29 protein-coding genes and 1 pseudogene are annotated in these 25047 nt (G+C 46.9%); 16 read left to right on the top strand and 14 right to left on the bottom strand.

Annotated features, from left to right (window positions below; all coding sequences use genetic code 11):
- Window positions 1-2: 2 nt before the first annotated feature.
- The 7 genes from atpA to ACZ5EJ_RS00840 all read right to left on the bottom strand — a co-directional run bounded on the left by atpA (window position 3) and on the right by ACZ5EJ_RS00840 (window position 4596).
- The gene (atpA, locus tag ACZ5EJ_RS00870) at window positions 3-1544 is read right to left on the bottom strand and encodes a F0F1 ATP synthase subunit alpha (protein WP_074455745.1); all 1542 of its coding nucleotides are present in this window, start codon (window positions 1542-1544) and stop codon (window positions 3-5) included.
- Window positions 1545-1556: 12 nt separating this feature from the next.
- Window positions 1557-2093, bottom strand: coding sequence for a F0F1 ATP synthase subunit delta (locus tag ACZ5EJ_RS00865; RefSeq protein WP_074455746.1), 537 nt, complete (start codon window positions 2091-2093; stop codon window positions 1557-1559).
- Window positions 2094-2567: a F0F1 ATP synthase subunit B gene (locus tag ACZ5EJ_RS00860; RefSeq protein ID WP_011633401.1), complete on the bottom strand. Its 474-nt coding sequence runs from the start codon at window positions 2565-2567 to the stop codon at window positions 2094-2096. It abuts the gene before it with no gap.
- A 39-nt stretch (window positions 2568-2606) separates the two neighbouring features.
- Window positions 2607-2879, bottom strand: a complete 273-nt coding sequence (gene atpE, locus ACZ5EJ_RS00855; RefSeq protein WP_011633400.1) for a F0F1 ATP synthase subunit C — start codon at window positions 2877-2879, stop codon at window positions 2607-2609.
- 43 nt (window positions 2880-2922) lie between these two features.
- Entirely contained in the window at window positions 2923-3732 is an 810-nt protein-coding gene (gene atpB / locus ACZ5EJ_RS00850) for a F0F1 ATP synthase subunit A (RefSeq protein WP_011633399.1), read from the bottom strand.
- Window positions 3733-3763: 31 nt separating this feature from the next.
- Entirely contained in the window at window positions 3764-4144 is a 381-nt protein-coding gene (locus ACZ5EJ_RS00845) for an ATP synthase subunit I (protein ID WP_011633398.1), read from the bottom strand.
- Window positions 4145-4422: 278 nt separating this feature from the next.
- Entirely contained in the window at window positions 4423-4596 is a 174-nt protein-coding gene (locus ACZ5EJ_RS00840) for a hypothetical protein (protein ID WP_464557749.1), read from the bottom strand.
- A 155-nt stretch (window positions 4597-4751) separates the two neighbouring features.
- Between ACZ5EJ_RS00840 and ACZ5EJ_RS00835 the strand changes: the two genes are divergently transcribed.
- The 5 genes from ACZ5EJ_RS00835 to ACZ5EJ_RS00815 are packed head-to-tail and all read left to right on the top strand — an operon-like array spanning window position 4752 to window position 9073.
- Window positions 4752-5912 carry a cysteine desulfurase family protein gene (locus tag ACZ5EJ_RS00835; RefSeq protein ID WP_074455747.1) on the top strand — a complete coding sequence of 387 codons (1161 nt, stop codon included), beginning with the start codon at window positions 4752-4754 and terminating at the stop codon, window positions 5910-5912.
- A gap of 43 nt (window positions 5913-5955) precedes the next feature.
- On the top strand, window positions 5956-6762 hold the full coding sequence (locus ACZ5EJ_RS00830) for a phosphocholine cytidylyltransferase family protein (RefSeq protein ID WP_074455748.1): 807 nt from the start codon (window positions 5956-5958) through the stop codon (window positions 6760-6762).
- 21 nt (window positions 6763-6783) lie between these two features.
- Entirely contained in the window at window positions 6784-7221 is a 438-nt protein-coding gene (locus tag ACZ5EJ_RS00825) for an HIT domain-containing protein (protein WP_074455749.1), read from the top strand.
- 21 nt (window positions 7222-7242) lie between these two features.
- Window positions 7243-8310: a fatty acid desaturase family protein gene (locus ACZ5EJ_RS00820; RefSeq protein ID WP_074455750.1), complete on the top strand. Its 1068-nt coding sequence runs from the start codon at window positions 7243-7245 to the stop codon at window positions 8308-8310.
- 52 nt (window positions 8311-8362) lie between these two features.
- The gene (locus ACZ5EJ_RS00815) at window positions 8363-9073 is read left to right on the top strand and encodes a 2,3-bisphosphoglycerate-dependent phosphoglycerate mutase (protein ID WP_074455751.1); all 711 of its coding nucleotides are present in this window, start codon (window positions 8363-8365) and stop codon (window positions 9071-9073) included.
- 44 nt (window positions 9074-9117) lie between these two features.
- Here ACZ5EJ_RS00815 and ACZ5EJ_RS00810 read toward each other — a convergent pair whose 3' ends face one another.
- From ACZ5EJ_RS00810 to ACZ5EJ_RS00785, 6 genes are all read right to left on the bottom strand, one after another.
- Entirely contained in the window at window positions 9118-9804 is a 687-nt protein-coding gene (locus ACZ5EJ_RS00810) for a DUF6781 family protein (RefSeq protein ID WP_011633392.1), read from the bottom strand.
- A gap of 46 nt (window positions 9805-9850) precedes the next feature.
- Window positions 9851-11164, bottom strand: coding sequence for a serine--tRNA ligase (gene serS / locus ACZ5EJ_RS00805; RefSeq protein ID WP_074455752.1), 1314 nt, complete (start codon window positions 11162-11164; stop codon window positions 9851-9853).
- 194 nt (window positions 11165-11358) lie between these two features.
- Window positions 11359-11883 (bottom strand): adenine phosphoribosyltransferase, encoded by a 525-nt coding sequence (locus tag ACZ5EJ_RS00800; protein WP_011633390.1) that lies wholly within the window; start codon window positions 11881-11883, stop codon window positions 11359-11361.
- Window positions 11884-11972: 89 nt separating this feature from the next.
- A complete protein-coding gene (locus ACZ5EJ_RS00795) occupies window positions 11973-12455 on the bottom strand; it encodes a YbhB/YbcL family Raf kinase inhibitor-like protein (RefSeq protein WP_074455753.1) in 483 nt (160 codons plus the stop codon).
- A 146-nt stretch (window positions 12456-12601) separates the two neighbouring features.
- On the bottom strand, window positions 12602-13213 hold the full coding sequence (locus ACZ5EJ_RS00790; RefSeq protein WP_011633388.1) for a hypothetical protein: 612 nt from the start codon (window positions 13211-13213) through the stop codon (window positions 12602-12604).
- Between the two features lie 277 nt (window positions 13214-13490).
- A complete protein-coding gene (locus ACZ5EJ_RS00785; RefSeq protein WP_464557268.1) occupies window positions 13491-13940 on the bottom strand; it encodes an NUDIX hydrolase in 450 nt (149 codons plus the stop codon).
- Between the two features lie 187 nt (window positions 13941-14127).
- Between ACZ5EJ_RS00785 and ACZ5EJ_RS00780 the strand changes: the two genes are divergently transcribed.
- Together ACZ5EJ_RS00780 and ACZ5EJ_RS00775 are read left to right on the top strand one after the other, a co-directional pair.
- Window positions 14128-14853 (top strand): glycosyltransferase, encoded by a 726-nt coding sequence (locus tag ACZ5EJ_RS00780; RefSeq protein ID WP_464557266.1) that lies wholly within the window; start codon window positions 14128-14130, stop codon window positions 14851-14853.
- The gene (locus ACZ5EJ_RS00775; RefSeq protein ID WP_464557265.1) at window positions 14840-14962 is read left to right on the top strand and encodes a hypothetical protein; all 123 of its coding nucleotides are present in this window, start codon (window positions 14840-14842) and stop codon (window positions 14960-14962) included. The genes ACZ5EJ_RS00780 and ACZ5EJ_RS00775 overlap by 14 nt, the downstream gene beginning before the upstream one ends.
- Window positions 14963-15002: 40 nt before the next feature.
- On the opposite strand, the gene ACZ5EJ_RS00770 is transcribed toward ACZ5EJ_RS00775, so the two are convergent.
- On the bottom strand, window positions 15003-15272 hold the full coding sequence (locus ACZ5EJ_RS00770) for a Rho-binding antiterminator (RefSeq protein ID WP_464557264.1): 270 nt from the start codon (window positions 15270-15272) through the stop codon (window positions 15003-15005).
- A gap of 151 nt (window positions 15273-15423) precedes the next feature.
- On the opposite strand from ACZ5EJ_RS00770, the pseudogene ACZ5EJ_RS00765 reads away from it, so the two are divergent.
- The 9 genes and pseudogenes from ACZ5EJ_RS00765 to murD form a co-directional block, all read left to right on the top strand.
- Window positions 15424-15771 (top strand): annotated as a pseudogene (locus tag ACZ5EJ_RS00765) (transposase); the annotation flags it as partial.
- Window positions 15772-16116: 345 nt separating this feature from the next.
- On the top strand, window positions 16117-16563 hold the full coding sequence (gene mraZ, locus ACZ5EJ_RS00760) for a division/cell wall cluster transcriptional repressor MraZ (protein WP_011633383.1): 447 nt from the start codon (window positions 16117-16119) through the stop codon (window positions 16561-16563).
- Window positions 16564-16578: 15 nt separating this feature from the next.
- On the top strand, window positions 16579-17532 hold the full coding sequence (gene rsmH / locus ACZ5EJ_RS00755) for a 16S rRNA (cytosine(1402)-N(4))-methyltransferase RsmH (RefSeq protein WP_074455757.1): 954 nt from the start codon (window positions 16579-16581) through the stop codon (window positions 17530-17532).
- Window positions 17529-17816: a cell division protein FtsL gene (ftsL, locus tag ACZ5EJ_RS00750; RefSeq protein ID WP_011633381.1), complete on the top strand. Its 288-nt coding sequence runs from the start codon at window positions 17529-17531 to the stop codon at window positions 17814-17816. Before rsmH ends, ftsL begins: the two co-directional genes overlap by 4 nt.
- On the top strand, window positions 17813-19552 hold the full coding sequence (locus ACZ5EJ_RS00745; protein ID WP_011633380.1) for a peptidoglycan D,D-transpeptidase FtsI family protein: 1740 nt from the start codon (window positions 17813-17815) through the stop codon (window positions 19550-19552). Before ftsL ends, ACZ5EJ_RS00745 begins: the two co-directional genes overlap by 4 nt.
- Window positions 19549-21111 carry a UDP-N-acetylmuramoyl-L-alanyl-D-glutamate--2,6-diaminopimelate ligase gene (locus ACZ5EJ_RS00740; protein WP_074455758.1) on the top strand — a complete coding sequence of 521 codons (1563 nt, stop codon included), beginning with the start codon at window positions 19549-19551 and terminating at the stop codon, window positions 21109-21111. The genes ACZ5EJ_RS00745 and ACZ5EJ_RS00740 overlap by 4 nt, the downstream gene beginning before the upstream one ends.
- The gene (locus tag ACZ5EJ_RS00735; protein WP_011633378.1) at window positions 21108-22481 is read left to right on the top strand and encodes a UDP-N-acetylmuramoyl-tripeptide--D-alanyl-D-alanine ligase; all 1374 of its coding nucleotides are present in this window, start codon (window positions 21108-21110) and stop codon (window positions 22479-22481) included. Before ACZ5EJ_RS00740 ends, ACZ5EJ_RS00735 begins: the two co-directional genes overlap by 4 nt.
- 71 nt (window positions 22482-22552) lie before the next feature.
- Window positions 22553-23638, top strand: a complete 1086-nt coding sequence (gene mraY / locus ACZ5EJ_RS00730; protein ID WP_074455759.1) for a phospho-N-acetylmuramoyl-pentapeptide-transferase — start codon at window positions 22553-22555, stop codon at window positions 23636-23638.
- The gene (gene murD, locus ACZ5EJ_RS00725) at window positions 23635-25047 is read left to right on the top strand and encodes a UDP-N-acetylmuramoyl-L-alanine--D-glutamate ligase (RefSeq protein WP_011633376.1); all 1413 of its coding nucleotides are present in this window, start codon (window positions 23635-23637) and stop codon (window positions 25045-25047) included. Before mraY ends, murD begins: the two co-directional genes overlap by 4 nt.

Below are 25047 nucleotides of genomic sequence, written 5' to 3'. Positions count from 1 at the left end.
GGTTAGTATATCCCGTTCTGCTTAAATTCCTGAATAGCTGCTTCTAACGCCTTTTCTGTTTCAGCGTCAAGCTCCTTGGTTGTCTCGATCTTATCCAGTATTGCAGCATGATGACTACGAACATGGCTTTTTAATGCAGACTCAAAAGCAAGAGCGCGCTTAATGTCAACATCATCAAAATAACCTTTATTTAACGCAAACAGTGTTAATGCCATCTCTGAAACTTTTAATGTAGCGTACTGCGCCTGCTTCATTAACTCGGTAGCCATTTTTCCACGCTCCAGTTGCTTACGTGTGGCCTCATCAAGATCAGAAGCAAACTGTGCAAAAGCAGCAAGTTCACGATATTGCGCCAAAGCCAAACGAATACCACCGCCTAGTTTTTTGATGACCTTGGTCTGAGCAGCGCCCCCGACTCTGGAAACCGAAACACCAGCATTGATTGCCGGCCGTATACCTGCATTAAATAAATCAGACTCAAGGAATATCTGACCATCCGTAATTGAAATTACGTTAGTAGGTACAAATGCCGTTACGTCACCTGCTTGAGTTTCAATAATAGGTAACGCGGTTAGCGATCCTGTTTTTCCTTTTACTTTTCCACCAGTAGCTTTTTCAACATAATCAGCATTCACTCTTGCTGCTCTTTCTAATAAACGAGAGTGAAGATAGAAAACATCTCCCGGATAAGCCTCACGACCAGGAGGTCGGCGCAACAACAAAGAAATCTGACGATAAGCCCATGCCTGCTTAGTTAGGTCATCATAGACAATCAGCGCATCTTGCCCCTTGTCACGAAAATATTCACCCATGGTACAGCCAGAATAAGGTGCAATATACTGCATAGCTGCTGATTCAGAAGCAGAAGCCACTACCACAATGGTATATGCCATGGCACCAACTTCTTCCAGTTTACGCACCACGTTTGCAATTGATGAGGCTTTCTGACCTATTGCAACATAGATGCAGATCATATCTTCACCTTTTTGATTAATGATCGCATCAATTGCAACTGCTGTTTTACCTGTCTGCCGATCTCCAATGATCAACTCACGCTGCCCTCTTCCGATCGGAACCATTGAATCAACCGATTTCAAGCCAGTTTGCATTGGTTGATCAACTGATTTACGTGATATGACGCCAGGAGCAATTTTCTCTATTGGTTCCATTCCCTGTGCAGCTATAGGTCCTTTACCATCAATCGGCTGCCCTAAAGCATTTACGACACGACCCAGCAAAGCCTCTCCTACAGGAACCTCAAGAACTCTGCCAGTACATTTTACGATATCCCCTTCCGTAAGATGTTCGTAAGCACCTAAGATAACCGCACCAACCGAATCACGCTCCAAATTTAACGCCAGGCCATACGTCCCACCCGGAAACTCCAGCATCTCGCCTTGCATTACGTCAGAAAGACCGTGCACTCGAACGATACCATCCGTTAACGATACAATAGTTCCTTGTGTACGAAATTCCGATGTAACAGAAAGGCCTTCAATTTTACTCTTGATTAATTCACTGATTTCTGATGGATTTAACTGCATTTTATATCACTCCTAGCTTTTGAGAGTCGCCGCCATAGCTTCCAGCTTTCCGGACACAGAACTGTCAATCACCTGGTCACCGATTTCAATTTTTACGCCACCAATAAGCCCACTATCCACACTTACCTGAGCCTTTACTTTATGCTGAAATTTTGCCTCCAGAACCGATATGAGCTTTTCCAGCTGATACGATTCAAGAGGAAATGCTGATACTATTTCCGCTTCAAGCACACTCTCATGTTGCGCCTTAAGCTGCTCATACAGCTCGCTTATCTGCGGCAATACAAGTAGCCGTCCATTTTCAATCAACAATGAAATTAAACGCCTTCCATCTTCATTTAGTTCTTTATCACAAATACTGAAAACGATTTCACGCAGTTTTATTGATGGGATTTGTGGGTTACCGATTAAAGCATTTACCTGAGATTCCTGAATAACAGAGCTGACAATCCCAAGCATCTCCGACCAGAGTGACAAAGATTCACTTCCTTGAGCAAGTCTGAAAACTGCCTCTGCATACGGTCGTGCAATTGTTATCGCTTCAGCCATTTATTTTAACTCTGTCTCTATTGATGCCAGTAGATCAGCATGAGCCTTGGCATTTACTTCACGACGTAGAATTTTTGAAGCACCTTGCACTGCCAACCCCGCCACCTGTTGACGCAATGATTCACGCGCACTAAAAATCTCATGCTGAATTTCCGCTTTAGCTCCGGCTAGAATTTTTTCACCCTCAACTCGAGCATTCTTTTTAGCTTCTTCTATGATGTCAGAAGCTCTTTTTTCCGCCTGAATAACGATCTCACCCGCACGCTGCTTGGCTTCTTTCAATACCTCTGATGAACGCTGGCTGGCAAGCTCCAATTCCTTCTTACCACGCTCACCTGCTGCCAAGCCATCCGCTATTTTCTGCTGACGCTCTTCAATAGCACGCAACAAATACGGCCACACAAATTTTGTGGTAAACCATATAAATATGGAAAAAGCTATCGCTTGCGAGACCAATGTGAAATTTATATTCATAACAGCCCCTTATTTACATTCGGCAACTAATTCAATAATTTACTGAACAACAGCTAACAATGGGTTACCAAATGCAAAAAGCATTGCTAAACCTACGGCAATAATAAATGAAGCATCAGTCAATCCCAGCAACAAAAACACCTTACCCTGCAAGGTAGGAATCATTTCAGGCTGACGAGCAGCACCTTCCAAAAATCGGCCGCACATCACACCCACACCAATACACGCACCCGCTGCACCCAAACCAATCATTAATCCAATACCAATTCCGGTATACGCCTGAATCATTGCAAGAAATTGAACGTTATCCATATTTTTCCCTTTAGTTCAAGTTAATAACAAAAAACCTTTTAAATCAATGTGATTCATGCGCCATGGAAAGATAAACCACAGCCAGTATCATAAATATAAACGCATGCAACACCACGATCAGTATGTGAAAAATTGCCCAACCAACACCAAGGACAGCTCCAAAAATTGTACCGGCGATCCCTGTTGCCGCCCACATACCGAGCAACATAAAAATAATCTCACCCGCATACATGTTCCCAAAAAGTCGCAAAGAATGAGATAAAGGCTTTGAGATGTATTCAATCAGATTCAACAACAAATTAAACGGCCACAATATAGGATTCTTGCCGAAAGGGGCGCAAAACAACTCTTTAATCCACCCTCCAAAACCCTTTACTTTGATGCTGAAGTAAATTGTTAGCATCCAGATAGAAAGCGCAAGTGCAAAAGTTGTATTAACATCTGCCGTCGGCACACCTCGCCAGTTATGCAGACCGAACAAGTGCTCGTAAATCCACGCCATAATATCGACAGGCAAAAAATCCATGGAATTTAACAGAAGAACCCAGACAAAAATTGTTAACGCCGCCGGGGCAACAAAGGCATGACGATTTCCGTGAAATGTATTTTTTACCTGATCATCTATAAATTCTATCAACAACTCAACAAAAGCCTGTGTTTTACCGGGGACTCCCGACGTAGCTTTCCTAACAACCATCCAAATAAAACCAAGACTGATCACGCCAAGTATCAATGACATCACCAGTGTATCCACATGCAAAACCCAGAATGAACCCTCTCCGATGCTCATCGTCATATGTGTTAAGTGATGCTGTATGTACGATGTTGGGTTTAACTCAGCTTCAGTTGACATCTACTTACCTTTATTACGTTATTTGATATGTTCATTTAACAGGAGGCTTTTCTGAAACAAACACTGCCATGCTTGACATCAATACAGCAACAGTAAACGAACCAATAAATATAACAGGCTTCAAATCTTTATATGCTGCAAACACGATCCATAACAGCATTACTATTAAAAATATTTTCACAGCTTCCGCACGAAGTGCCGTGCGTAAAACATCACCTGCAGAATATCCGCTGTGCCTGGATACCAAAACTGCGTAAGCACCTCCTGCAATTACGCTGACTAATACACCAAAAAAACCAGAGAATGCGCCACTTACACCTGACAACAAACCACAAACAATCGCCACCACAAATGCAAATGTCAGTTGCCAGAGCAGAACAATACCAAGCGGTCTGTGCTTAATCAGAAACATAATCCAAGCGGATACGTCGAAAAATTAAAAAGTGAAATGTCCCTAAAAAAGTGCGGCGATTCTACCCTGATCACCCTACCCAGTCAACGCGAATGAGAAATGTCGATTTTAACTTAGATGGCGTAGTCACGAGATTGAAAATATGAGATTCTTTTATTTTTAAAAGGATCTCATACAACACAACCCCATCGCAGGCATGATATTTCAAATAAGCTGGTTGCTACTTGATGAGCATTTACCGGGCAGAGAAGGGGCATAGGGAGGGATTTACCGCCGGACTACGGGAGAATACCCACCATCGCTTTATCCACTGGCATGGCGTTGCTTGCTTGCTTGCTTGCTTGCTTGCTTGCTTGCTTGCTATAAGATACGCCAAAAACACCTCTTCTTTTCTTGCCACCGTACAAATTAGATGCATCACCCTCTGGGCAGGTATCTTGTGATTGCACCATCGAGTGATTTATCTGTTGCCAGTTAATTTGAGGCAGATATTTGAAAGATCGTATCCGCAGTCCACAAATTTGACTATACTCGTTCTTTATTGATTTCTATATCAGGAGTTTGCCGGATACAAGCTATCCGGTGTACTAACCGATTCTTACATCTCATGACTCAAGTTTATTTTGATCATAATGCCACTACTAAAGTGGATGATGCAGTGCTGACAGCGATGCTGCCTTACTTCCGTGAACATTATGGTAATGCGTCTAGCAGTCATTCCCTTGGATTGGCTGCACGCCGAGCAATTGATCAGGCGCGTGAACAGGTGGCTCAGGCGGTAGGAGCTCGGCCTGCACAGGTCATTTTTACCAGTGGTGGTTCTGAGGCAAATAACTTGTTTATTCGCGGTGTAGCAGATAGCCTGAAGCCTTCCGCACTGATTGTAAGTGCAATTGAGCATCCATGCGTCATGCGTACCGCGCAGGCACTGACAAGAAAAAACGGTGAGAAATGGCAACTGCATTATCTGTCAGTGGATGCTGCAGGACAGGTAAATACGGATGAAGCAACGGAAATGCTGGTTGCAGAAAAACCAGCCATGGTTTCAGTAATGCTGGCAAATAATGAAACTGGTGTGATTCAGGATGTTACTTCCATTGCTGAGGCTGCAAAGGCACAGGGTACTTGGATGCATACCGATGCAGTGCAGGCATTTGGTAAAGTTCCGGTAAATTTTGATGAACTTGGCATACATGCCATGACGTTGTCTGCACATAAAATTTGCGGGCCCAAGGGGGCTGCAGCGCTGATTATTGATGCGCGTCTACCACTTAAACCGCTCATTTACGGAGGCGGCCATGAAGATGGGCTGCGCTCCGGTACCGAGAATGTGCCAGCTATTGTCGGATTTGGTGCTGCTTGTGAACTTGCTATATCCAGGCTAACTGAATCAATGGCACACACGGTGAAGTTGCGTGATCATCTGGAGCATGGTTTGCTGGCGATGGGTGCTACGGTATTTGGATTGGATGCTTCTCGCTTGCCTAATACCTGTTATTTTGCATTGCCAGATATAGAAGGCGATACCTTAGTTGTTCGCCTGGATAAAAGAGGATTTGCAGTTGCCAGTGGCGCTGCCTGTTCCAGTACTGTACCCGGTAAAAGTCATGTACTGGAAGCCATGAATGTACCAACTATTCTGGCGCGATGTGCGGTAAGGGCAAGTCTGGGGCCAGATAATACAATTGAAGAAGTTGACGCTTTTCTTTCTGCTATCAGGCATATAGCGGATGAATTGAGAAAAATGAGCGTACTGCTAAATGTGTGAATATATCGAAAGAACCCGTAATTGAATAGAGCCGGATATAAAAATGACTGATCAAATTGATGATTTTCCGGGTAAGGCGATCATTCTGAGTGCCGGGCAGGGCAGACGATTATTACCCTTGACTGAAGATACTCCTAAATGCCTGTTGCCAGTTTCAGGCAAACCGGTGATTGTTTGGCAGATTGATACCTTGCTGGCCAATGGTATCCAGGAAATCGTAATCGTCGCCGGCTTCCAAATTGGCAAAGTGGAAATGCTGTTAGCCGAACGCTATCCGAATCATTCTAATATTCGGGTTGTGTTTAATCCTTTCTACGAAGTAGCGGATAATCTGGCCAGTTGCTGGATTGCACGTGAAGAGATGAATACCGGATTTCTATTACTGAATGGTGATACGCTGCTGGAAGATAATTTGCTGTCAGGTGTGTTGCGCACACAAATAGCACCAATCACTTTATGCATTGATTTTAAAGAAAAATTTGATGACGATGACATGAAGGTTCAGCTTGATCTGCTAGGCCAAGTGAAACAGGTCAGCAAGAAACTGTCTGTAGAGGAAACCAATGCAGAATCAATTGGACTGATTCGTTTCAGCGGGCAAGGTGCGCGGCTTTTCCGTAATGCAGTGGAGCAGGCATTACGCGAACCGGAGAAACTTGGATCGTGGTATCTGGCTATTATCAGTGCGTTAGCTAAACAAGGTATAGTAAGTAGCCACTCGGTTGTTGGTAATCACTGGTGTGAAATTGACTTTATTCAGGATTTACAGAGGGCGAGAAACTACTTCTCTTGTGTGGAGATTGCTGCAGATCAATCGCAATCTGATCAGTTCCTGCAGGCACCAGGCTGATCTGGAGAAAAGATAGTGAGTATGAAAATATTTAATGGCACCATGCAGAAGTTTGGCGCGCCAGACACAGTTATTTGCCAGTTTCAGTATTGGAGCGTGCTGTTGCGTCCAGCCCAGTTGACCTTGGGTGCTTTGGTTTTGATTGCGCATGAACCGGTACAAAGTTTTTCTGCGTTGAGCAGTGCCAGTTTTACTGAACTGAAAATTGTGACTGGCAAGATTGACGTTGCTTTAAGAAAAGCCTTTCAGTATGACAAATTGAATTACCTGATGTTGATGATGGTTGACCCTGATGTCCATTTTCACGTTATTCCTCGTTATGCACAAGCCAGAGAATTTGCTGGTAAAACTTTTTTTGACGCTGGTTGGCCCGGTATGCCTGATTTCAGCAAAATTAACGGAACCAATCCAGATATAAACCAGCTGATAATCAAACACCTGATTTCTAACTGGGGATAAATTTGAAAAATATTTTCCCTCATGGCTGCTGATAACGATAATACGATACAAGTCAATTTTCCCTTATATGAGGCGCGTGCATTGGTGCGTGACCTAATGACGCCTGATCCTGGAATTTACTGGTCAGATTTTCTGTTTCACATCATGCTGGGATGGGCAGCTTTCGCGACGGCATTCCACATGTCATGGTTTTCCATCTGGCAAATACTTTCTTGTTGGGTAGCGATATTTGCCTTTTATCGTGCTGCAATTTTCATCCATGAGCTTGCCCATCTTGAGCGAGGAACGTTCAAAATGTTCCGACTGGTGTGGAATCTGACTTGTGGCATTCCATTTATGATCCCGTCTTTTACCTATGACGGCGTGCATTATGATCATCATAAACCGGCTATCTATGGCACCTCTGAAGATGGGGAATATCTTCCCTTTGCCACTCAACATCCGGTAGGGTTAGTAGGTTATGTACTGCTTTCACTGATTCTGCCGCTACTGCTGGTGATGCGGTTTTTGTTGCTGACTCCAATTTCGTATCTGATTCCACCCTTGCGGAAAATTATCTGGGAGCGTGCTTCTTCGCTAACAATTAATCCAGCCTATATTCGTCGAGCAAATGCTGTACGTAACGATCATCATTGGCAGCTGCAGGAGCTGGCGACATTTTTGTTTGCAGTAATTGTCGTAGCCAGTGTGATATTGGGGAAGTTATCCTGGCAGGTATTGGTGCTCTGGTATGTGGTTGCTGTCGCAATTTTTATCCTGAATTCACTGCGCACTCTGGCTGCCCATGCGTATCGTCATAGAGGTGATTATCATCTGACACTGGTTGAGCAGTATCTTGATTCCATCAATGTCCCCGGTAATTTTATGACTGGATTATGGGCGCCGGTCGGGCTGCGTTACCACGCTACACACCATCTTTTCATGAGCATGCCCTACCACAATCTCGGCAAGGCTCAAAAGAGGCTTGCACAGGAATTTGGTGATAACCAATTGATTTTACAAGCCAATCGTAATGGATTGTGGTCTGCATTGAGGCAAATCTGGCAGGAATCTACGGCGGCAGTAAAGAAAAATAATGTACGGGATTGATGTTTAATATTTTTGTAACTTTTACTGTCTCTAAAAATTTACAATCATATTTGTGAGTAAAACAGAAAAGTTAACCCGGCTGGTATTGCTCCGCCATGGGAAAAGTGTCTGGAATAAAGACAGGCACTTTACTGGTTGGAGTGATATTGCACTCAGCTTGCAAGGTGAGGAGGAAGCAAGAAGAGCAGGCCAGCGTCTCAAGCAGGCAGGTTTTAGTTTTGATATCTGTTTCTGTTCGGAGCTAAAGCGCGCACGAGATACGCTCGCTTTTGTACAATCGGAAATGAGCCTGAGCCATCTCCCGGTTCATCGGAGCTGGCGGCTGAATGAACGTCATTACGGCGCACTGGAGGGCATGCGTCCTTGGGCTGCCATTCGTAGATTTGGTATCTGGCCGGTACTGAAAAGCCAGCTCCATTTTGATGCGGTGCCTCCATTGCTGATGGCAAATGATCCTCGTGTACCCGCCAGCCAGCAGCGCTATGCAGCAGTTAATCATGCCCAGTTACCTCTGGCAGAAAGTATGCAACAAGCATTGGTGCGCGTACAGCCCTTCTGGCAGCAAACGATTCTCCCTGAAATCAGGCAGGGGAAACGTTTGCTAATTGTCTCGCACAAGGGGCTTTTAAGAACTTTAGTTATGCAATTGGAAGGATTGACAGGCGCACAGGTGATGCGCTTATCAATTACGACAGGTCAGCCGCTTTGTTACGAGCTGGATAGCTTGCTCAACCCAGTTAACCGTTATTATTTACCAGGTTGAGGCGCGCCAGAATTTTCGACAGATTTTCTGGATCGGAGAAATGATTATTTTTTATCCCGATCAGTTTGACTGGTGATGCCGGATAAGACCCCGGTAGAAATTTTGTACAGAAGATCTGCAGTCATTTGAGTGAGTTTTACGCCCGCTTCAAATTGTGCCCGGCCGGCTGAAGCTACTTGATGCGCCAAAACTGCCAGCGTATCTTTGATCTGTCTGCCCACAGCGGTGCCATTATGTTGTGCATGTGTTAGCAGGTCCTGCAGTGTTTCAGCAATCAAACCCTGTGTGGCGGAAGCCGTCTGTTTCAGGGTATCCAGAAATACATCTTCCAGATCTTCCAAATCTGCCCGGGCTTTGGCCAGGTCGCTGTCGGAGAACTGCTTTGCTTTTCCTGCTGCTTCTTCCAGAGCCAGCTTGGAAGCACCGGCCAATTGAGCAAAAGCACCATCTAGTCCGCTGACTGCCTGGGTGATTTGTGATCGCGCTGTTTGAGATTGCCCTGTGGCATGCGTTATTTTCTGCTGCGCACCAGCCTGAGCCCCTTCCATTACAGCGGTTGCTATCTGTTTCAGGGATTCGATATCCAGACCGTTAGAGTGCATAGTCTTGAGTGTAAGATTTCTGACAGCATTTTCCACATCACCACCCTGCTCTATTGCTTTCCTGACTTCTTCGGCAAGTTGGGTAACATCCTTATCAGTATGGGTGGCATCATGATTGTCATTTTGCATCAGAATCCTCCATTTCTAGTAGTTAATACAGACGAACATGCATACATTATAGGCTGATCCGCTTGATGCCGCCCATATAAGTCTGCAAAATTTCCGGGATAGTAACACTGCCATCTTCATTCTGATAATTTTCCAAGATGGCCACCAGCGTTCGTCCTACTGCTAGTCCAGAGCCATTAAGTGTATGCAGCAGTTCCGGTTTATCTTGCCCCTTACGGAAGCGTGCTTGCATGCGTCGCGCCTGGAACGCTTCACAATTACTACACGATGATATCTCCCGGTAGGTTTGTTGTGCGGGTAGCCATACTTCAATGTCGTAAGTCTTGGCGGCAGAGAATCCCATATCTCCTGTACACAACAACATGATCCTATAAGGCAGCTCCAGCTTTTGGAGAATTTTCTCGGCATGACCTACCAGCGATTCCAATGCTTCGTAAGATTTTTCCGGATGGGTGATTTGTACCAGTTCGACCTTATCAAATTGATGCTGACGGATTAATCCGCGTGTATCCTTACCGTAACTTCCCGCCTCGGAACGGAAACACGGAGTATGAGCGACAAACTTAAGCGGAAGCTGCTCAAGAGGAACAATCGTATTGCGAACGATATTGGCAAGAGGGACTTCGGCAGTAGGAATGAGGCGCAGGCCAACCATGCCTGTTTTATCTACATTATCTGTTTCATCCTGTGCGTTGGTCAGTACAGAAAAGAGATCTTGTTCGAATTTGGGTAGCTGTCCAGTTCCGCGCAAACAGTCCGCATTAACTAGATAAGGCACATAGACCTCGTTGTAGCCATTTTCTTGCGTATGGGCATCGAGCATAAATTGCGCCAGCGCGCGATGCAGCCGCGCCACCCCGCCTTTCAGCAGGCAGAAGCGTGCCCCGCTCAGCTTTGCCGCGGTTTCAAAATCAATCAACCCAAGATGCTCACCGATGCTGACATGATCCTTGACTGTAAAATCAAAATTCTTGGGCGTTCCCCAGCGCCTTATTTCAAGATTGCCATCTGCATTCTTGCCTGTCGGAACGCTGTTATGAGGCAGATTGGGAATTTCCATCAACAATTGCTGTAGTTTGGTTTGAATAGATTCGAACTGATTTTCCGCCTGCTTTAACGCATCTCCCATATTCGCTATTTCAGCCATGATCGTACTGACATCTTCTCCCTGCTGTTTGGCGATACCAATTTGCTTAGAAGCTGAATTACGTTTTGCCTGTAATGTTTGAGTCAGGGTTTGTATGGATTTACGTTGGCTTTCCAGATTCTCAAAATCGGACACAGGAAAGTTGTAACCTCTTTGGGCTAGACAAGTAGTAATATTTTGTAGGTCGCTACGTAATTGCTGGATATCTAACATGTGAACGGACTCCACGGCAGCCAGTAGGCTGGGTCGATATAAAATTTGTTATTGCGGAAAGTTGCTCCGGCATCTTAACCGGCAGGATTGCGGCTAATCTGCTGCGGATATTAGCATTGCAACGATTCTGTTTGAACAGAAATTAGATATCTGTATACGTGTTTAATCCAGAGACGAGGATGCCGCCAGCAGATTCAATCATCAAAACTGCACAGAGAATACAGTGGATGGTCTTGTTGGCGCAGCCGTGTACTTCCACCGACACCAGGTAAATCAATCACAAAACAGCATTCGATTATTTTTCCGCCCATCTCCTGAACCAGCTTGATCGCTGCTTCCATCGTTCCACCTGTTGCAATTAGATCATCGATCATTAGCACACGGTCGTCTTTATCGATTGCATCCGCATGGATTTCAATCTTATCGTAACCATATTCCAGTTGGTAATCACAGCTGATGGTTTCTGCCGGCAATTTACCTTGCTTGCGGATGGGAACAAATCCGGCCCCCAGCGCATAAGCAACCGGTGCGGCAAAGATAAAACCACGAGATTCTATTCCGACAACTTTGTCGATTTTTTCAGCCCGATAACGCTCGGCAATCTCATCAATAGTTATACGCAATCCGACTGGATCTTTCAGAAGAGTGGTGATATCCCGGAACATAATCCCTTCGCGAGGGTAGTGTGGGATAGTACGGATACGTGATTTGATAGACATATTAACAAGAGTGATAGCAGTATCGGAGTCAGCAGCCAGGATTAACAGGATGATGCAGTTTGTTGGCTTTTAACTTGGCTGTTTGTGTTTCAGGCGTTGCTTGGGCGGCAATATCGTCCGATTAATTCAGCCTGAGCAATAATGTGACCTTGCATGGCTTTTTCCAGAACAGCTTTGGTTGGTTGGTTCAAATCGGGCAATATAGTATCCAGAGCGTACAACTTATGAAAATAGCGATGGGTTCCGATTGGTGGACATGGTCCGCCGTAACCAGTTCTTCCCCAGTCGTTTATACCTTCCAAAGTACCGGCAGGCAATCTATCTACGGTTACTTGTGCTGGCAGGTTATCAACCGTAATTGGAATATTGTAAAGTACCCAATGTACCCATGTCATTTTGGGTGCCTGTGGATCAGGTGCATCCGGGTCATCAACGATCAGAACCAGGCTTTTCGTATTTTCTGGTACTCCTGTCCAGATGAGCTTCGGAGAAGAGTCCTCACCGTCGCAGGTATGATCTGCTGGAATTAGGCCTTGATGAGAAAACGATGGGGATATCAAACTGAGTGCCATGATTTTTTATTGTAAGAAAATGGTTGGGAGTATGCTTACGCATAGCTTGCGCCACTTTTTTCGAGTATCCAGGTATTCAGGCATGCAGCTCTATATTTGGGCAACACAATGCTGCATGCTTTCATATTTAATTGATATTATCTTGGTTAAGCTTTTGCGGGATCTTTCTTGCGAAGAAAAATGAAAGCACCTGCTATGCCCACACCAGCAAGTAGAATCAATTCCATCGTACCAAAGTTGGATCCATGACTGTGGCCACTCCCCTCTCCAATATGCAGCGGGATCTTGACGGCTGTTTTGACATTGCCTGCACCATCGTCTGTTTCCAGCTGAACATTATACTGCCCAACTTGTTCAAGATTGGTTGCAACCACGATAATACCGGAAGAATATTTCTCGGCAGGCATATACAGCACTTCATGTGCGCCGTGCTCACTACCTTCATGTCCTTCCATAAGGACCCTGACAGCGATAGGAACTTCACGTGTCTTGGCATCGGAAAGCTCAATCGTCATATTGATCTTGCCTGCATTGGGAACATGACTGCAATATGAATGCATAGGAGGAATATTCCCTTCCGGAACTTCATAAATGCTGATCGCAACAGGAAAATCTCCATCATCAACTTTACACCCTGAGTCATCATGATGCCCCTCGTGCGCGAGCATCAGCTGAGCTGATGCGGGCAACGATACCAGAAACATTGATATTGCGAGGCATAGCCCGGCAACGTATCTGTTTCGAAAAACCTTCTTCATATTTCCTCCACTTTATGATTTCAAATTTTGGTGCTGCTTAGTGTATTTCCTTTTAACCGGGCCGTTTGATTCTGGCTCGATTCTTTTGATTCGGGTTAGAACATAAACCACCACCGGATTGTATAACAAAAAACAAGCTGGGCAGCATCGTGATTTGTATGGTTATGGGATTGCTGTTTCTATCCTTGCTAGATAAGAGTGTAGAAAGCCCATGGGTTACCATACCGGTTCATATGTAGATTCCTTGTGCGGAATTTTGTAGTTAGCTGGTTGGCTCTCAGCCGTAGTACTTCAGGATATTCAGCGGATAGTTTCTCCCGGCGAGGTAGTCTTCAATACATTGCATTACCAGCGGTGTGCGATGAAATGCCTGTTTTGCACGGATTTCATCTATATTGAGCCAGATTGCCCGTATGATGCCGGTATCGAGTTTTCTTTCGTGATCAAAAGCAGTAACTTGACCGGAGAAGGTAAAGCGCAGGTAGGTGATACCATTCGAGGTCGATGTCCAATGATAAATGCCGGTTAACACCTCAGGCTGAAAGGTATGGCCAGTTTCTTCCAGTACTTCTCGACAGCACGCCTGAATAATGGACTCACCGGGTTCCAGATGACCGGCTGGTTGGTTGAGTTTTATCTCGGTTCCTTTGGGAATTTCTTCCACCAACAGGTATTTACCATTCTGTTCAACAACTGCGGCGACTGTAACATTGGGTTTCCAGATCATATGGCAGGGGCGCGTGAAATCAAGCTGTTTAAAATTGGAAGATGTAATTATAAATGCAGGCTTCTGGGCATATCTATCCTTACCCAAATTTTATATTGTAAGCTGAACAAGGTTGTAATTCTGCGATTTACGATGAACGCTCGGTAATGGCAGTAATTACTGAATTTTTATTATTGAAATAGGTTATATGCGCATTTCTTTTATCATTCCAGCTTTCAATGAAGAGCAATTGATCGAGCAGTGCCTGCGTTCAGTTGCCGATGCAGTGATGGCGAATCGCTCCTATGGCTATACCCATGAAGTCATCGTAGTGGATAACAATTCTACTGATGCAACGGCTCGTTTGGCTAAACGAGCAGGTGCCCGGGTGGTTTTTGAGCCGATCAATCATATTGCGCGTGCCAGAACTGCTGGCGCAGATGTTGCCAAAGGGAAATGGCTGATATTTATGGATGCCGATTGCCTTATGAATGCCGGACTGGTAGGTGATATGTTTGAATTGATCAAACAAGGCAGGCATGTCGGTGCGGGCAGCACGCTTTATATGCCGGATCAGCCCAGATGGGCGGAGATATTGCTGCGAATATGGACGCTGCTGTCAGTGCAGCTTGGCTGGGCTGCTGGGGCGCTGATAGTATGCAATGCCATCGCATTCAAAGAGGTAGGCGGGTTTGATTTGACACTGTACGCGGCAGAAGAAATCGAATTGAGCCGGAAACTCAAGAAATATGGCCGCCAGCACAAGCTCAAGTTTGCAATTTTGAGCAAACACCCGCTCGAAACATCCTCCAGAAAAACCAGGCTTTACAGTGGATGGGAGATTACCAGGCAGTTTTTTTACCTGGTATTGTCTCCCTTGGGCTCATTGCGTAATAAAAAGAAGCTGTCGATGTGGTACGATGGTAGACGCTGACCGGGAAAAGACCGGTTATTCCGCTACGCTGTTAATTCAGGCTGTGTCACTCCGGCGAAAGCCGGAATCTGGAAAAGTCAGCCCGCCGGATGACGGATTGCGCGCCTGATTAGCCTGATTATTCAGGCAGTTTCCGGATCGTAACGGATTCAGGATTCACAGGATCCGGAAAAGACAACTTCAGTAAATCGTGCATCCGGAGTCAGTACTTGCAGTTTATCGAGAAAAATTAATTCAACCTGCTGGGATCCGATTTCAGTTTCCAGCAGCAGAAACTCACGCGTTTCAGTATCCGCCAGAATATCCTTCGCCTTCCCTTCCGCAGTTGACTGGTCCTTCAGGATCAACCTGACCTGATAGCCATACATACAAGCCACTTCGATATAGTCGTGTAAATCGCAGGAAATATGTTGAGTCATGGTATTTGTCCAAATGATTTGAATCACCGCTGTTTTTCTTCGGTAATTATACTGCGCCTAGGGCCTGTTCCCGTTTGGTCTCAAGCCATTGATTTAAAGAAACACTCATATCGTTGTAGCTTTCACACAACAACAACAATACGAGCTTGCAATACTCCGATTATTGCTCAATGCCGAACTTTGGTCGAAGCTATTGGCTATTTTGCTTCACGACAACATCTACAACAAGCAAGATTTGCGGATAACTGTCGAAGGCATACTGTACGCATGCATACCGGTTGTTCCTGGAGAGATTTACCCAAGGCATTCGACTGGAAGCCGGTGACACGGCGCAAGAAGGATACCGACGTGACCTGGACGAAGAAGCCCGAAGAGCCACTTCGGCTACAAGCTGTCGATCAATGTCGATAACAAGTGCAAGATCATCCAGCGGATCGAGACCGATACCGCCCCCCACGCCCGGCAGGATCATGCCGGGCATAACCAAGATGCTCGGAATGATCCGGTGCATCATCGGATCACGTCCCGACAAGTCATTAACTGCCTGTTCCCAAAATACCAAAGCCATATCGGTCTGGTTTGAAATGTTCTCCCGGTTTGTACTATGCCATATTCAAATCCCGAAATAAGCTGTCTTTACAAGGTGATTTTATTTGAAATGATTACCGGAAAAATCTGTTAAGTAATTGTCACAACAATATAAAAATTCCTCCCGACTTGACCCTGAAAATTTTATTGAGTAAAGTGGCAAAAAGTGGTGAAATATGTAGAATTGTGGATGCCAGTGGAGTAAATACGATTCAAATATTAAACAGCCACCTCCATTGAAATCAAAAGGGACGAAATGTTTCGTGGCTCCACTCAATTAAATCTCGATAGCAAGGGAAGGCTCGCGATTCCCGCCAAATATCGGAATGAATTATTTGCCAATTGTGGAGGCAACATCGTTGTGACTGCTGATCCCTCCAGATGCCTGCTGATATACCCCCAGCCCGTGTGGGAACCAATTGAAAAGAAACTGAGCGGCTTTTCTAGCTTCAACCCACAGATTCGAAGTTTGCAGAGACTTATTATCGGTAATGCCTGTGACGTGGAAATGGATGGCTCCGGTCGCATTCTGATCAGCGCCCCCTTGCGGCAATTTGCCGGTTTACAGAAAGAAGTCGTGCTCGCGGGACAAGGCGAAAAATTTGAACTCTGGGATATGGCAAAATGGGATCTGGAAATCGATACGGCAACTGCTTGCAAGGACGGAGATATTCCTCCCGAACTGGAAGGATTTTCACTGTAATGTGCCGGTAACGCCGTGCACATATCCGTTCTGCTGGAAGAAGTTGTAGATGCGCTAAATATTCAAAAAGGCGGCATCTATGTGGATGGAACGTATGGCCGGGGTGGCCACAGCCGCCTGATTCTGTCGCGACTGGACAAGTCAGGCCAGTTAATCGCGTTTGACAAGGATCCGGCGGCTATTTCCGAAGCTCGATCCATCCTGGATGAAAGATTTCAGGCAGTACACAGCAGTTATGCCGGAATGTACACAGCACTTCAGTCGCTGGGCATAAACCGGGTTGACGGTATTCTGCTGGATCTTGGTGTATCGTCAATTCAACTGGACGAAGCTTCGCGCGGATTCAGCTTTCGTCATGATGGTCCCCTGGATATGCGCATGGATTCCAGCCGGGGTAAAACAGCAGCAGAGTGGCTGACTATGGCGTCAGAAACAGAATTAAAGGAAATAATCAGAACCTACGGCGAAGAGCGGTACGCAGGACAGATTGCAAGTGCAATTGTTATGGAGCAGGCACGCCAGCCCATCAGTACCACGCTTCGGCTTGCCGAGATTGTCGCAGCAGTTGTGCGTAAGCGCGGTCACCGGGATGATCGACAGCATCCAGCGACACGTACTTTCCAGGCGATACGGATTCACCTTAACCAGGAGCTTGAAGAACTATCAATGACATTGCCACAATGTGTGGAGTTGCTGAATACAGGCGGCCGGTTGGTGGTGATCAGCTTTCATTCATTAGAAGATCGCATTGTCAAGCGTTTCATGCGTATGCAGACCGGTACCGATACTCTGCCGCGAAGATTGCCTATCAGGGAGGAGGAAAGCCGTTTACACAATCAGCAAAAATTAAGAATTATCGGTAAAAAAATTCGCCCAGGATCGGATGAAGTATCCGCCAATCCACGAGCACGCAGCGCTGTCATGCGGGTGGCAGAAAAACTGGAAACCAGAAACGCGATAAGCAGATGATCAAGCTAAATATTTTTCTATTTGTAATATTGATTATCTGTGGATTGGGTATTGTGACCGCACGGTATGAAGCACGTAAACTTTTCATGGAACAGGAAAAGGAACAAAAATTAACTGAGCAGCTAGAAACCGAATGGAGCCAGCTACTACTGGAGCAAAGCACACTGGCCATGTCTGCGCGTGTAGAAAAAATCGCCCGGAAAGAACTTGGCATGATTACGCCACCTACGACCGGAAATATTCTGGCTATTCATCCTGATTACACTCCGGGCACAACCGAATGAAAGTTTTGTTCAATCCTTCCCGTAAAACAATCTCTCCTGTTCCAGAATGGCGTTCACGCTTGGTGCAGGGACTTCTACTGACGTGCCTGATCATACTAATCTCCCGGTCAATTTACTTACAGGCACTGAACAAGGATTTTCTTCAGCAACAAGGGCAGTCACGTCACGAGCGGGTTATCGAACAAAATATGCAGCGCGGCAATATCAAGGATCGCAATGGTGAAATCCTTGCTGTTAGCGCACCTGTCAGATCTGTATGGATCGAACCTCAAAGAGTAAATGCAACACCGGAACAAATTAGACAATTAGCCAGTTTGACGGGCGTAGAAGAAGCAGTCATCCAGCAGCGCATTCGCAGCGGGAAAAAATTTGTATACCTGAGACGGCAGCTCCCTCCAGAATTAGCGGAAAAGGTAGCTGAACTCAATATAAAAGGAGTAAATCTCAAGCACGAGTTCTATCGTTATTATCCAGCACGCGAGCTGGCCGCGCATATTCTGGGCTTCACTGATATAGATGGACGGGGGCAGGAAGGAATGGAGCTGGCGTGGCAGGACATGCTGACCGGCGAGGATGGTAAACGGCGCGTGATTAAGGACCGGATCGGACGTATTGTGGAAGATGTCGAGCAGATTCAATCTCCGAAACCGGGCCAGGATGTCGTTCTGTCAATTGACAGTAAAATACAATACCTCGCTTACCGGGAATTGGCACGCGCAGTAAAAGAACAGCACGCTAAAGCAGGTAGCATCGTAGCGTTGGATGTACAAACTGGTGAAGTACTGGCAATGGCGAACTACCCGGCTTTCAATCCCAATCAGCGCGCCAGCATGAATAATGAAGTAATTCGTAATCGCGTGCTGGTCGATACATTCGAACCTGGTTCAACATTAAAGCCATTCGTCGTGGCTGTGGCAATGGAAACCGGCCGGATCAAGCCGGATACGCTGATGGAGACTGCTGGAGGCAAACTGAAAATAGGCAGAGCTGTCATACATGACGTGCGTGACAAGGGCAACCTGACCGTTTCCCAGGTTATTCAGGCTTCCAGTAATGTTGGCGCTGCAAAAATTGCTTTGTTGCTCCCGCCAAAAACTTTCTGGGAAATGCTCAACCGCTCAGGTTTTGGGACTGAAACCGGCATTGGATTTCCCGGCGAGGCAAGCGGACGGTTACGTGCATATAATACCTGGCGACCGATCGAGCAGGCCACCATGTCCTATGGCCATGGCATTTCAGCCAGTTTAATGCAGCTGGCGCGTGCTTATACGCTGTTCGCCACTGATGGAGAATTAAAGCCTGTCACACTGCTAAAGCGTGATATGCCTGCCGTTGGCCAGAAAGTCATTTCGCACGAAACTGCACAATCAGTCCGAAAAATGCTGGAACTTGCCGTTCAACCTGAAGGCACAGGCAATAGTGCACGCATCAGCGGCTACCGTGTTGCAGGAAAAACCGGTACCGCACACAAACGCCTGAAAGGTCAGAAAGGTTATGCCAAAGATCGCTATATCTCTTCATTTGTCGGCTTCGCTCCGGCGTCTGATCCGCGCGTAATCATCGCCATCATGATTGATGAACCCTCAAGCGGAAATTATTATGGCGGTACAGTAGCCGCCCCTGTCTTCAGTCGGGTAATGGAAGGTACGTTGCGCATATTGAACGTGCCGTTTGATGAGCCACTGGGCAATCTGGTTATATCACCTGTTCCTGCAGAGCTGGAAGATAAGGGATGAGCACTTCGTCCCGCTTTGGATCAGATGAAACTTATCTTGCTTGCTTGCTGGATCGGCTGAGCGTCAAGATACAACGTCTGGCGGCAGACAGCCGCACCCTGAAACCGGGCGATACCTTCCTGGCTTGTGCTGGCGAACAGCATGATGCACGCAACGATATTCCACAAGCAATTGCATTGGGCGTCAATGCAGTTATCTGGGAAAAACAAGGATTTTCCTGGAAACCGGAGTGGAAGATACCCAATCTGGGTATCTCTGGATTACGCCATGAAGCCGGGAAAATTGCCAGCCAGGTGTACGACCACCCATCCAGACATTTACGGCTAGTTGGAATCACAGGCACCAACGGAAAAACTACGTGTAGTCACTGGTACGCCCAGGCCATGATGACACTGGGGGAAAAGACAGCCATCATTGGCACGCTGGGACATGGCTTCCCGGGAGCGTTGAATCATGCCAACCATACAACGCCGGATGCAGTATATCTGCAGCAACTGATGGCTGACTATTTACAGCACGGCGCTCGCTCCCTGGTTATGGAAGCTTCTTCACATGGTCTTTCTCAAGACAGGCTGGCTGGTTCGGAATTTTCGATTGCCGTACTGACCAATCTGACGCGTGACCACCTGGATTATCATGGCAGTATGGATGCCTATGCTGCTGCTAAGGCAAAACTCTTTTTCTGGGAGGGGCTGCAACACGCTGTCCTTAATCTGGACGAGGTACTGGGCGTGGAACTATCACAACAGCTGGCCTGGAAAGACGTGTCGATCATTGGTTACGGTTTCAGGCAACCTGATCCATCAGCCCGTACAACCGGTAACCAAAAAATACTCTACGGAAGTAATCTGCGATTTACCACACAGCATATTAGCTTCGATGTTGAATTTTGTAATCGGCGCGCCAGTCTGCAATGTAATGTAACCGGTCGTTATAACGCATATAACCTATTGGCTGTACTGGCCACTTTACTTGCCAGTAATGTTGATCTTGATGATGCAATAACTGCCTTGCAACAAGTACAACCAATTCCAGGGCGAATGGAAAAACTGGGAGGAGGTGATCAGCCCATCGTAATCGTTGATTATGCGCATACACCCGATGCATTGAACGAAGTATTAACCGGCTTGCGCGAAACACTGGCCGGTACGCGCATGAAAAAACGGATACGAAAAAACCAGGCAAAACTGGTTTGCGTGATCGGTTGCGGAGGAGATAGAGATCGCGGCAAGCGCCCGTTGATTGGAGAGATTGCTTCACACCTGGCTGATGAAGTCATTATTACCAGCGATAATCCGCGCAATGAAAATCCGGCAGATATTATCAATGAAATCATGCTTGGGGCCAGTGGCAAGCACTGCACGGCTGAAGCGGATCGCACTGCAGCCATTTACCGGGCTATTCATGGTGCGCGCAAGGGCGATATTGTATTGATCGCCGGCAAGGGGGCAGAAACTCATCAGGAAATACAAGGAAAAAAATATCCATTCGATGATCGCGAGGTAGTGCGGCAGGTATTGCATGACCTGGCTGGTCCAGAATTGCAGGTGCAGGGATGATGAGCGTACAGGAAGCTGCACTAGCCCTGCATGCAAATTCAAATTGGTCTGGTGGCAACCCGATATTCACTGGGGTCAGCACAGACAGTCGCACCCTGAGACCGGGCGATCTTTTCATCGCGCTATCCGGCGAGCAGTTTGACGGTCAGCACTTCATTTCTACTGCCATCGAAAAAGGTGCCGTTGCCGCAATGGTTTCGACCGATACGGTCATCGTTCCGACAAAATCTGATTTCGGCTGGATCAAAGTAAACGACACTCGGCTTGGCTTCGGCCAATTGGCCGCAAACTGGCGTCAGCACTTTACACTCCCGCTGGTTGCCGTGACAGGTAGTAATGGCAAAACCACCGTCAAGGAAATGATTGCAGCTATTTTCAGACATGAATTCGGATCAGGAAACGTTCTTGCAACGACCGGCAACCTGAATAACGACATTGGTGTTCCACAAATGCTGTTGCAGCTCAATACCGGGCATACTTGCGCGGTTATTGAAATGGGCATGAACCACGCTGGCGAAATTGCCTATCTCAGTCAACTGGCTGCACCCACGATTGCCGTCATCACCAATGCCGGCACCGCACATATTGAACACCTGGGTACAACCGAAGCGATTGCCCGTGCCAAGGGGGAAATCTTTACAGGGCTGGGAGCACAGGGCATTGCAATCATCAACGCGGATGATGCTTATGCCCAGCTGTGGCGACAACTGGCAGGAAGCAGACAGATTCTGGATTTCGGCATAACGAATCCTGCTGCAATCCGTGCGCAACAAATGTCCAGCTCATCAGAAGCTGCATGGTTGTTGCAACTGCCAGACGACAAAGTTGAAATAACGCTGCAGGTACCAGGCCGTCACAATATTTACAACGCACTGGCTGCAGCGGCAGCTGCTACGGCTGCCGGCATCAGCACAACCTCCATTGCCGAGGGTCTGCATAACTTCATGGGCACTCCTGGGCGTTTGCAGAAAAAAGTGGGGCTATATCAATCTATTCTGATTGATGACACCTACAATGCCAACCCGGATTCCATGCAGGCAGCGCTGAATGTTCTGGCAGAGATGCCCGGCAAAAAAATTCTGATTATGGGGGACATGGGGGAGCTCGGTACGGATGCTGCAGGATTCCACTACACCATCGGCCAACAGGCTGCAAAAGCTGGCATAGATGCGTTACTGGCACTGGGAGAATTAAGCCAGCAAACCGTTGCAGGATTTGGCAGCGGGGCACAATATTTTGCCGATCTGGATACATTGCTGGAAAAAGCAAAAGACTGCCTGGGAAAGAATGTTTCTGTTCTGGTCAAAGGCTCGCGATTCATGCGCATGGAGCGTGTGATCGAGCAACTGCAGGATAGATATGTTGAGTAGGAACAAGGTAGATCCTCTGATTAAAACTGTTTTTTGTGTCTGCGACCGGACATTGCAACGGGAACCGTAAAATGTTATTGGCGCTTTTTCAATGGATTGCGGAAGATATCCGAGCTTTCAATGTATTCAGTTACATCACGCTACGTACCATGCTGGCAGCGCTGACTGCATTGAGCATCTCCTTTTTGATCGGTCCGGCCATGATACGCAGCCTGACTACGCGTAAAGTTGGCCAGTCCGTGCGTAGTGATGGTCCCCAATCTCACCTGACAAAGGCGGGCACTCCGACCATGGGTGGCGCACTAATTCTGATGGCAGTTATCATTACGACACTGCTGTGGGCAGATTTGAGTAATCGTTATATCTGGCTCGTACTACTGACAACCTTGGGTTTTGGTGCAATTGGCTGGGTGGATGATTATCGCAAGGTCGTACAGCATAATTCCAAAGGACTTTCGGCTTCAGCCAAGTTTTTTTGGCAATCAATCATTGCGTTGCTGGTCGCAGTATATCTTGCCATGACGGCTGAACTTCCTCAGCACACTGATATGATCGTGCCGTTTTTCAAGGAAGTCGCCATCCCATTGGGATCATTTCTGTTCATCATTTTGACCTATCTGGTTATCGTTGGCAGCAGTAATGCAGTCAACCTGACGGACGGATTGGATGGCCTGGCTATTATGCCCACTGTCATGATCAGTGGCGCGCTGGCCATCTTTGCCTATGTTGCCGGCCACGCCATATTTGCCAAATATCTTGGTATTCCACATATTCCCAGCGCAGGTGAACTGGCTGTTTTCTGTGGTGCGCTGGCTGGCGCCGGTCTGGCATTTTTATGGTTTAACGCCAATCCGGCGGAAGTGTTTATGGGCGATGTTGGTGCCCTGGCGCTAGGAGCAGCATTGGGAGTGATAACGGTCATTGTTCGCCAGGAAATAGTACTGGTCATCATGGGAGGGGTATTCGTCATGGAGGCATTATCGGTCATGATCCAGGTCGCCTCCTTCAAGTTATTCGGCCGGCGTGTTTTCCGCATGGCACCGTTGCATCATCATTACGAGCTCAAGGGATGGAAGGAAAACCAGGTTGTAGTGAGATTCTGGATTATTACCATCATTCTGGTGCTGATCGGCTTATCAACACTGAAACTACGATGAATTACGCCGACAAAAAAATATTGGTTCTGGGTATGGGTAAGACCGGCATCTCCATGGTCAAGTGGCTTTCCCGTGCCGGAGCTCGGGTGTCCGTAGCCGATACACGTACCACCCCGCCGAATCTTGAGCTGCTGAGTCAGATAGTGCCGCTTGAAACGATTTTCTGTGGTCCATTCAAGGCAGAGCTGTTCAAGGACATTGATGCAATTGCTATCAGCCCCGGCGTGGCAATTGCCGAGCCACTGGTGCAGGCTGCATTGCAACAGGGCGTATCAGTAATAGGAGATATCGAGCTGTTCGCCATTGCACTTGATCAGCACGCGCCACCGGGTACGAAAATTCTGGCAATTACCGGATCTAATGGGAAAACCACTGTTGCCACCATGGTAGGTGAAATGGCAAGGAATACCGGATGGGATGTTGAAGTAGCGGGTAACATCGGCCTGGCGGCGCTGGATGCGCTGATGCAGCGAATAGATACAGGAAAATGGCCGCATTTATGGGTACTTGAGCTGTCAAGTTTTCAGCTAGAAACCACCAGCAGTTTACGTCCCAATGCTGCCGTCGTATTAAACCTCAGCGAAGATCATCTGGACCGCTACCGCATTATCGAGGAATACGCAGCCGCAAAAGCAAGGATATTTCCCGATCCACATAACAGTTGTGTGCAGGTACTCAACCGGGAAGATGCCCGGGTATACGCCATGGCTCACGAAAACAGCAAACAATTAACTTTTGGTTTGTCCGCACCGGCATTCGACGATGAATTCGGTGTGTTACCCAGTGGATCAGATTTGTGGTTGGCACAGGGCACCACTCGCTTGATGAAAGTCAGCGAACTTGCTGTCGCGGGATTGCATAACGCGGCCAACGCACTGGCGGCACTGGCATTATGTCGGGCCATTGATCTACCTTTTGAACCGTTGTTGCATGCTTTGCACATCTTCAAGGGATTGCCGCATCGCATGCAGAAGATTGCCGAGTTCAATGGCGTGACTTTTTATGATGATTCCAAAAGCACCAACGTGGGCTCCGCCGTTGCCGCACTGAATGGTTTCCGAAAAAACGTGATTCTGATTGCAGGCGGAGATGGCAAAGGGCAGGATTTCTCACCTCTGGAACAGCCTGTCAGCAAACATACACGCGGTGTTGTACTGCTGGGAAGAGATGCCGAGAAAATTTCACAGGCAATTCAGGGCTGCAATGTACCGGTACATCGCGTGGCAACTATGGATGAGGCTGTCCGGGTAAGTTTTTTGCTGGCAGAGCGTGGCGATAGCGTTCTACTCTCCCCGGCCTGTGCCAGTCTTGATATGTTCAACAACTACATCCATCGCGCTGAGGTTTTTACGACCGCTGTCCAGGGAATCGAACACAAATTTATACTCACGGCACAGACATGTCACTAA

The sequence above is a fragment of the Nitrosomonas sp. TNE100 genome, assembly GCF_055387135.1.
This window is presented reverse-complemented; position numbering and strand designations above follow the sequence as displayed.

Excerpts from the sequence above, each read along its gene's own strand:
- ACZ5EJ_RS00795 (WP_074455753.1), bottom strand. The coding sequence starts at position 12,455 with ATGGCACTCAGTTTGATATCCCCATCGTTTTCTCATCAAGGCCTAATT.
- ACZ5EJ_RS00740 (WP_074455758.1), top strand. The coding sequence starts at position 19,549 with ATGAGCACTTCGTCCCGCTTTGGATCAGATGAAACTTATCTTGCTTGC.
- ACZ5EJ_RS00865 (WP_074455746.1), bottom strand. The coding sequence starts at position 2,093 with ATGGCTGAAGCGATAACAATTGCACGACCGTATGCAGAGGCAGTTTTC.
- ACZ5EJ_RS00800 (WP_011633390.1), bottom strand. The coding sequence starts at position 11,883 with ATGTCTATCAAATCACGTATCCGTACTATCCCACACTACCCTCGCGAA.
- murD (WP_011633376.1), top strand. The coding sequence starts at position 23,635 with ATGAATTACGCCGACAAAAAAATATTGGTTCTGGGTATGGGTAAGACC.
- atpB (WP_011633399.1), bottom strand. The coding sequence starts at position 3,732 with ATGTCAACTGAAGCTGAGTTAAACCCAACATCGTACATACAGCATCAC.
- ACZ5EJ_RS00845 (WP_011633398.1), bottom strand. The coding sequence starts at position 4,144 with ATGTTTCTGATTAAGCACAGACCGCTTGGTATTGTTCTGCTCTGGCAA.
- ACZ5EJ_RS00830 (WP_074455748.1), top strand. The coding sequence starts at position 5,956 with ATGACTGATCAAATTGATGATTTTCCGGGTAAGGCGATCATTCTGAGT.
- ACZ5EJ_RS00785 (WP_464557268.1), bottom strand. The coding sequence starts at position 13,940 with ATGATCTGGAAACCCAATGTTACAGTCGCCGCAGTTGTTGAACAGAAT.
- ACZ5EJ_RS00840 (WP_464557749.1), bottom strand. The coding sequence starts at position 4,596 with ATGGTGCAATCACAAGATACCTGCCCAGAGGGTGATGCATCTAATTTG.
- ACZ5EJ_RS00780 (WP_464557266.1), top strand. The coding sequence starts at position 14,128 with ATGCGCATTTCTTTTATCATTCCAGCTTTCAATGAAGAGCAATTGATC.
- ACZ5EJ_RS00825 (WP_074455749.1), top strand. The coding sequence starts at position 6,784 with ATGAAAATATTTAATGGCACCATGCAGAAGTTTGGCGCGCCAGACACA.
- mraY (WP_074455759.1), top strand. The coding sequence starts at position 22,553 with ATGTTATTGGCGCTTTTTCAATGGATTGCGGAAGATATCCGAGCTTTC.
- atpA (WP_074455745.1), bottom strand. The coding sequence starts at position 1,544 with ATGCAGTTAAATCCATCAGAAATCAGTGAATTAATCAAGAGTAAAATT.
- ACZ5EJ_RS00810 (WP_011633392.1), bottom strand. The coding sequence starts at position 9,804 with ATGCAAAATGACAATCATGATGCCACCCATACTGATAAGGATGTTACC.
- ACZ5EJ_RS00820 (WP_074455750.1), top strand. The coding sequence starts at position 7,243 with ATGGCTGCTGATAACGATAATACGATACAAGTCAATTTTCCCTTATAT.
- atpE (WP_011633400.1), bottom strand. The coding sequence starts at position 2,879 with ATGGATAACGTTCAATTTCTTGCAATGATTCAGGCGTATACCGGAATT.
- serS (WP_074455752.1), bottom strand. The coding sequence starts at position 11,164 with ATGTTAGATATCCAGCAATTACGTAGCGACCTACAAAATATTACTACT.
- mraZ (WP_011633383.1), top strand. The coding sequence starts at position 16,117 with ATGTTTCGTGGCTCCACTCAATTAAATCTCGATAGCAAGGGAAGGCTC.
- ftsL (WP_011633381.1), top strand. The coding sequence starts at position 17,529 with ATGATCAAGCTAAATATTTTTCTATTTGTAATATTGATTATCTGTGGA.
- ACZ5EJ_RS00770 (WP_464557264.1), bottom strand. The coding sequence starts at position 15,272 with ATGACTCAACATATTTCCTGCGATTTACACGACTATATCGAAGTGGCT.
- ACZ5EJ_RS00860 (WP_011633401.1), bottom strand. The coding sequence starts at position 2,567 with ATGAATATAAATTTCACATTGGTCTCGCAAGCGATAGCTTTTTCCATA.
- ACZ5EJ_RS00835 (WP_074455747.1), top strand. The coding sequence starts at position 4,752 with ATGACTCAAGTTTATTTTGATCATAATGCCACTACTAAAGTGGATGAT.
- ACZ5EJ_RS00775 (WP_464557265.1), top strand. The coding sequence starts at position 14,840 with ATGGTAGACGCTGACCGGGAAAAGACCGGTTATTCCGCTACGCTGTTA.
- ACZ5EJ_RS00745 (WP_011633380.1), top strand. The coding sequence starts at position 17,813 with ATGAAAGTTTTGTTCAATCCTTCCCGTAAAACAATCTCTCCTGTTCCA.
- ACZ5EJ_RS00735 (WP_011633378.1), top strand. The coding sequence starts at position 21,108 with ATGATGAGCGTACAGGAAGCTGCACTAGCCCTGCATGCAAATTCAAAT.
- ACZ5EJ_RS00790 (WP_011633388.1), bottom strand. The coding sequence starts at position 13,213 with ATGAAGAAGGTTTTTCGAAACAGATACGTTGCCGGGCTATGCCTCGCA.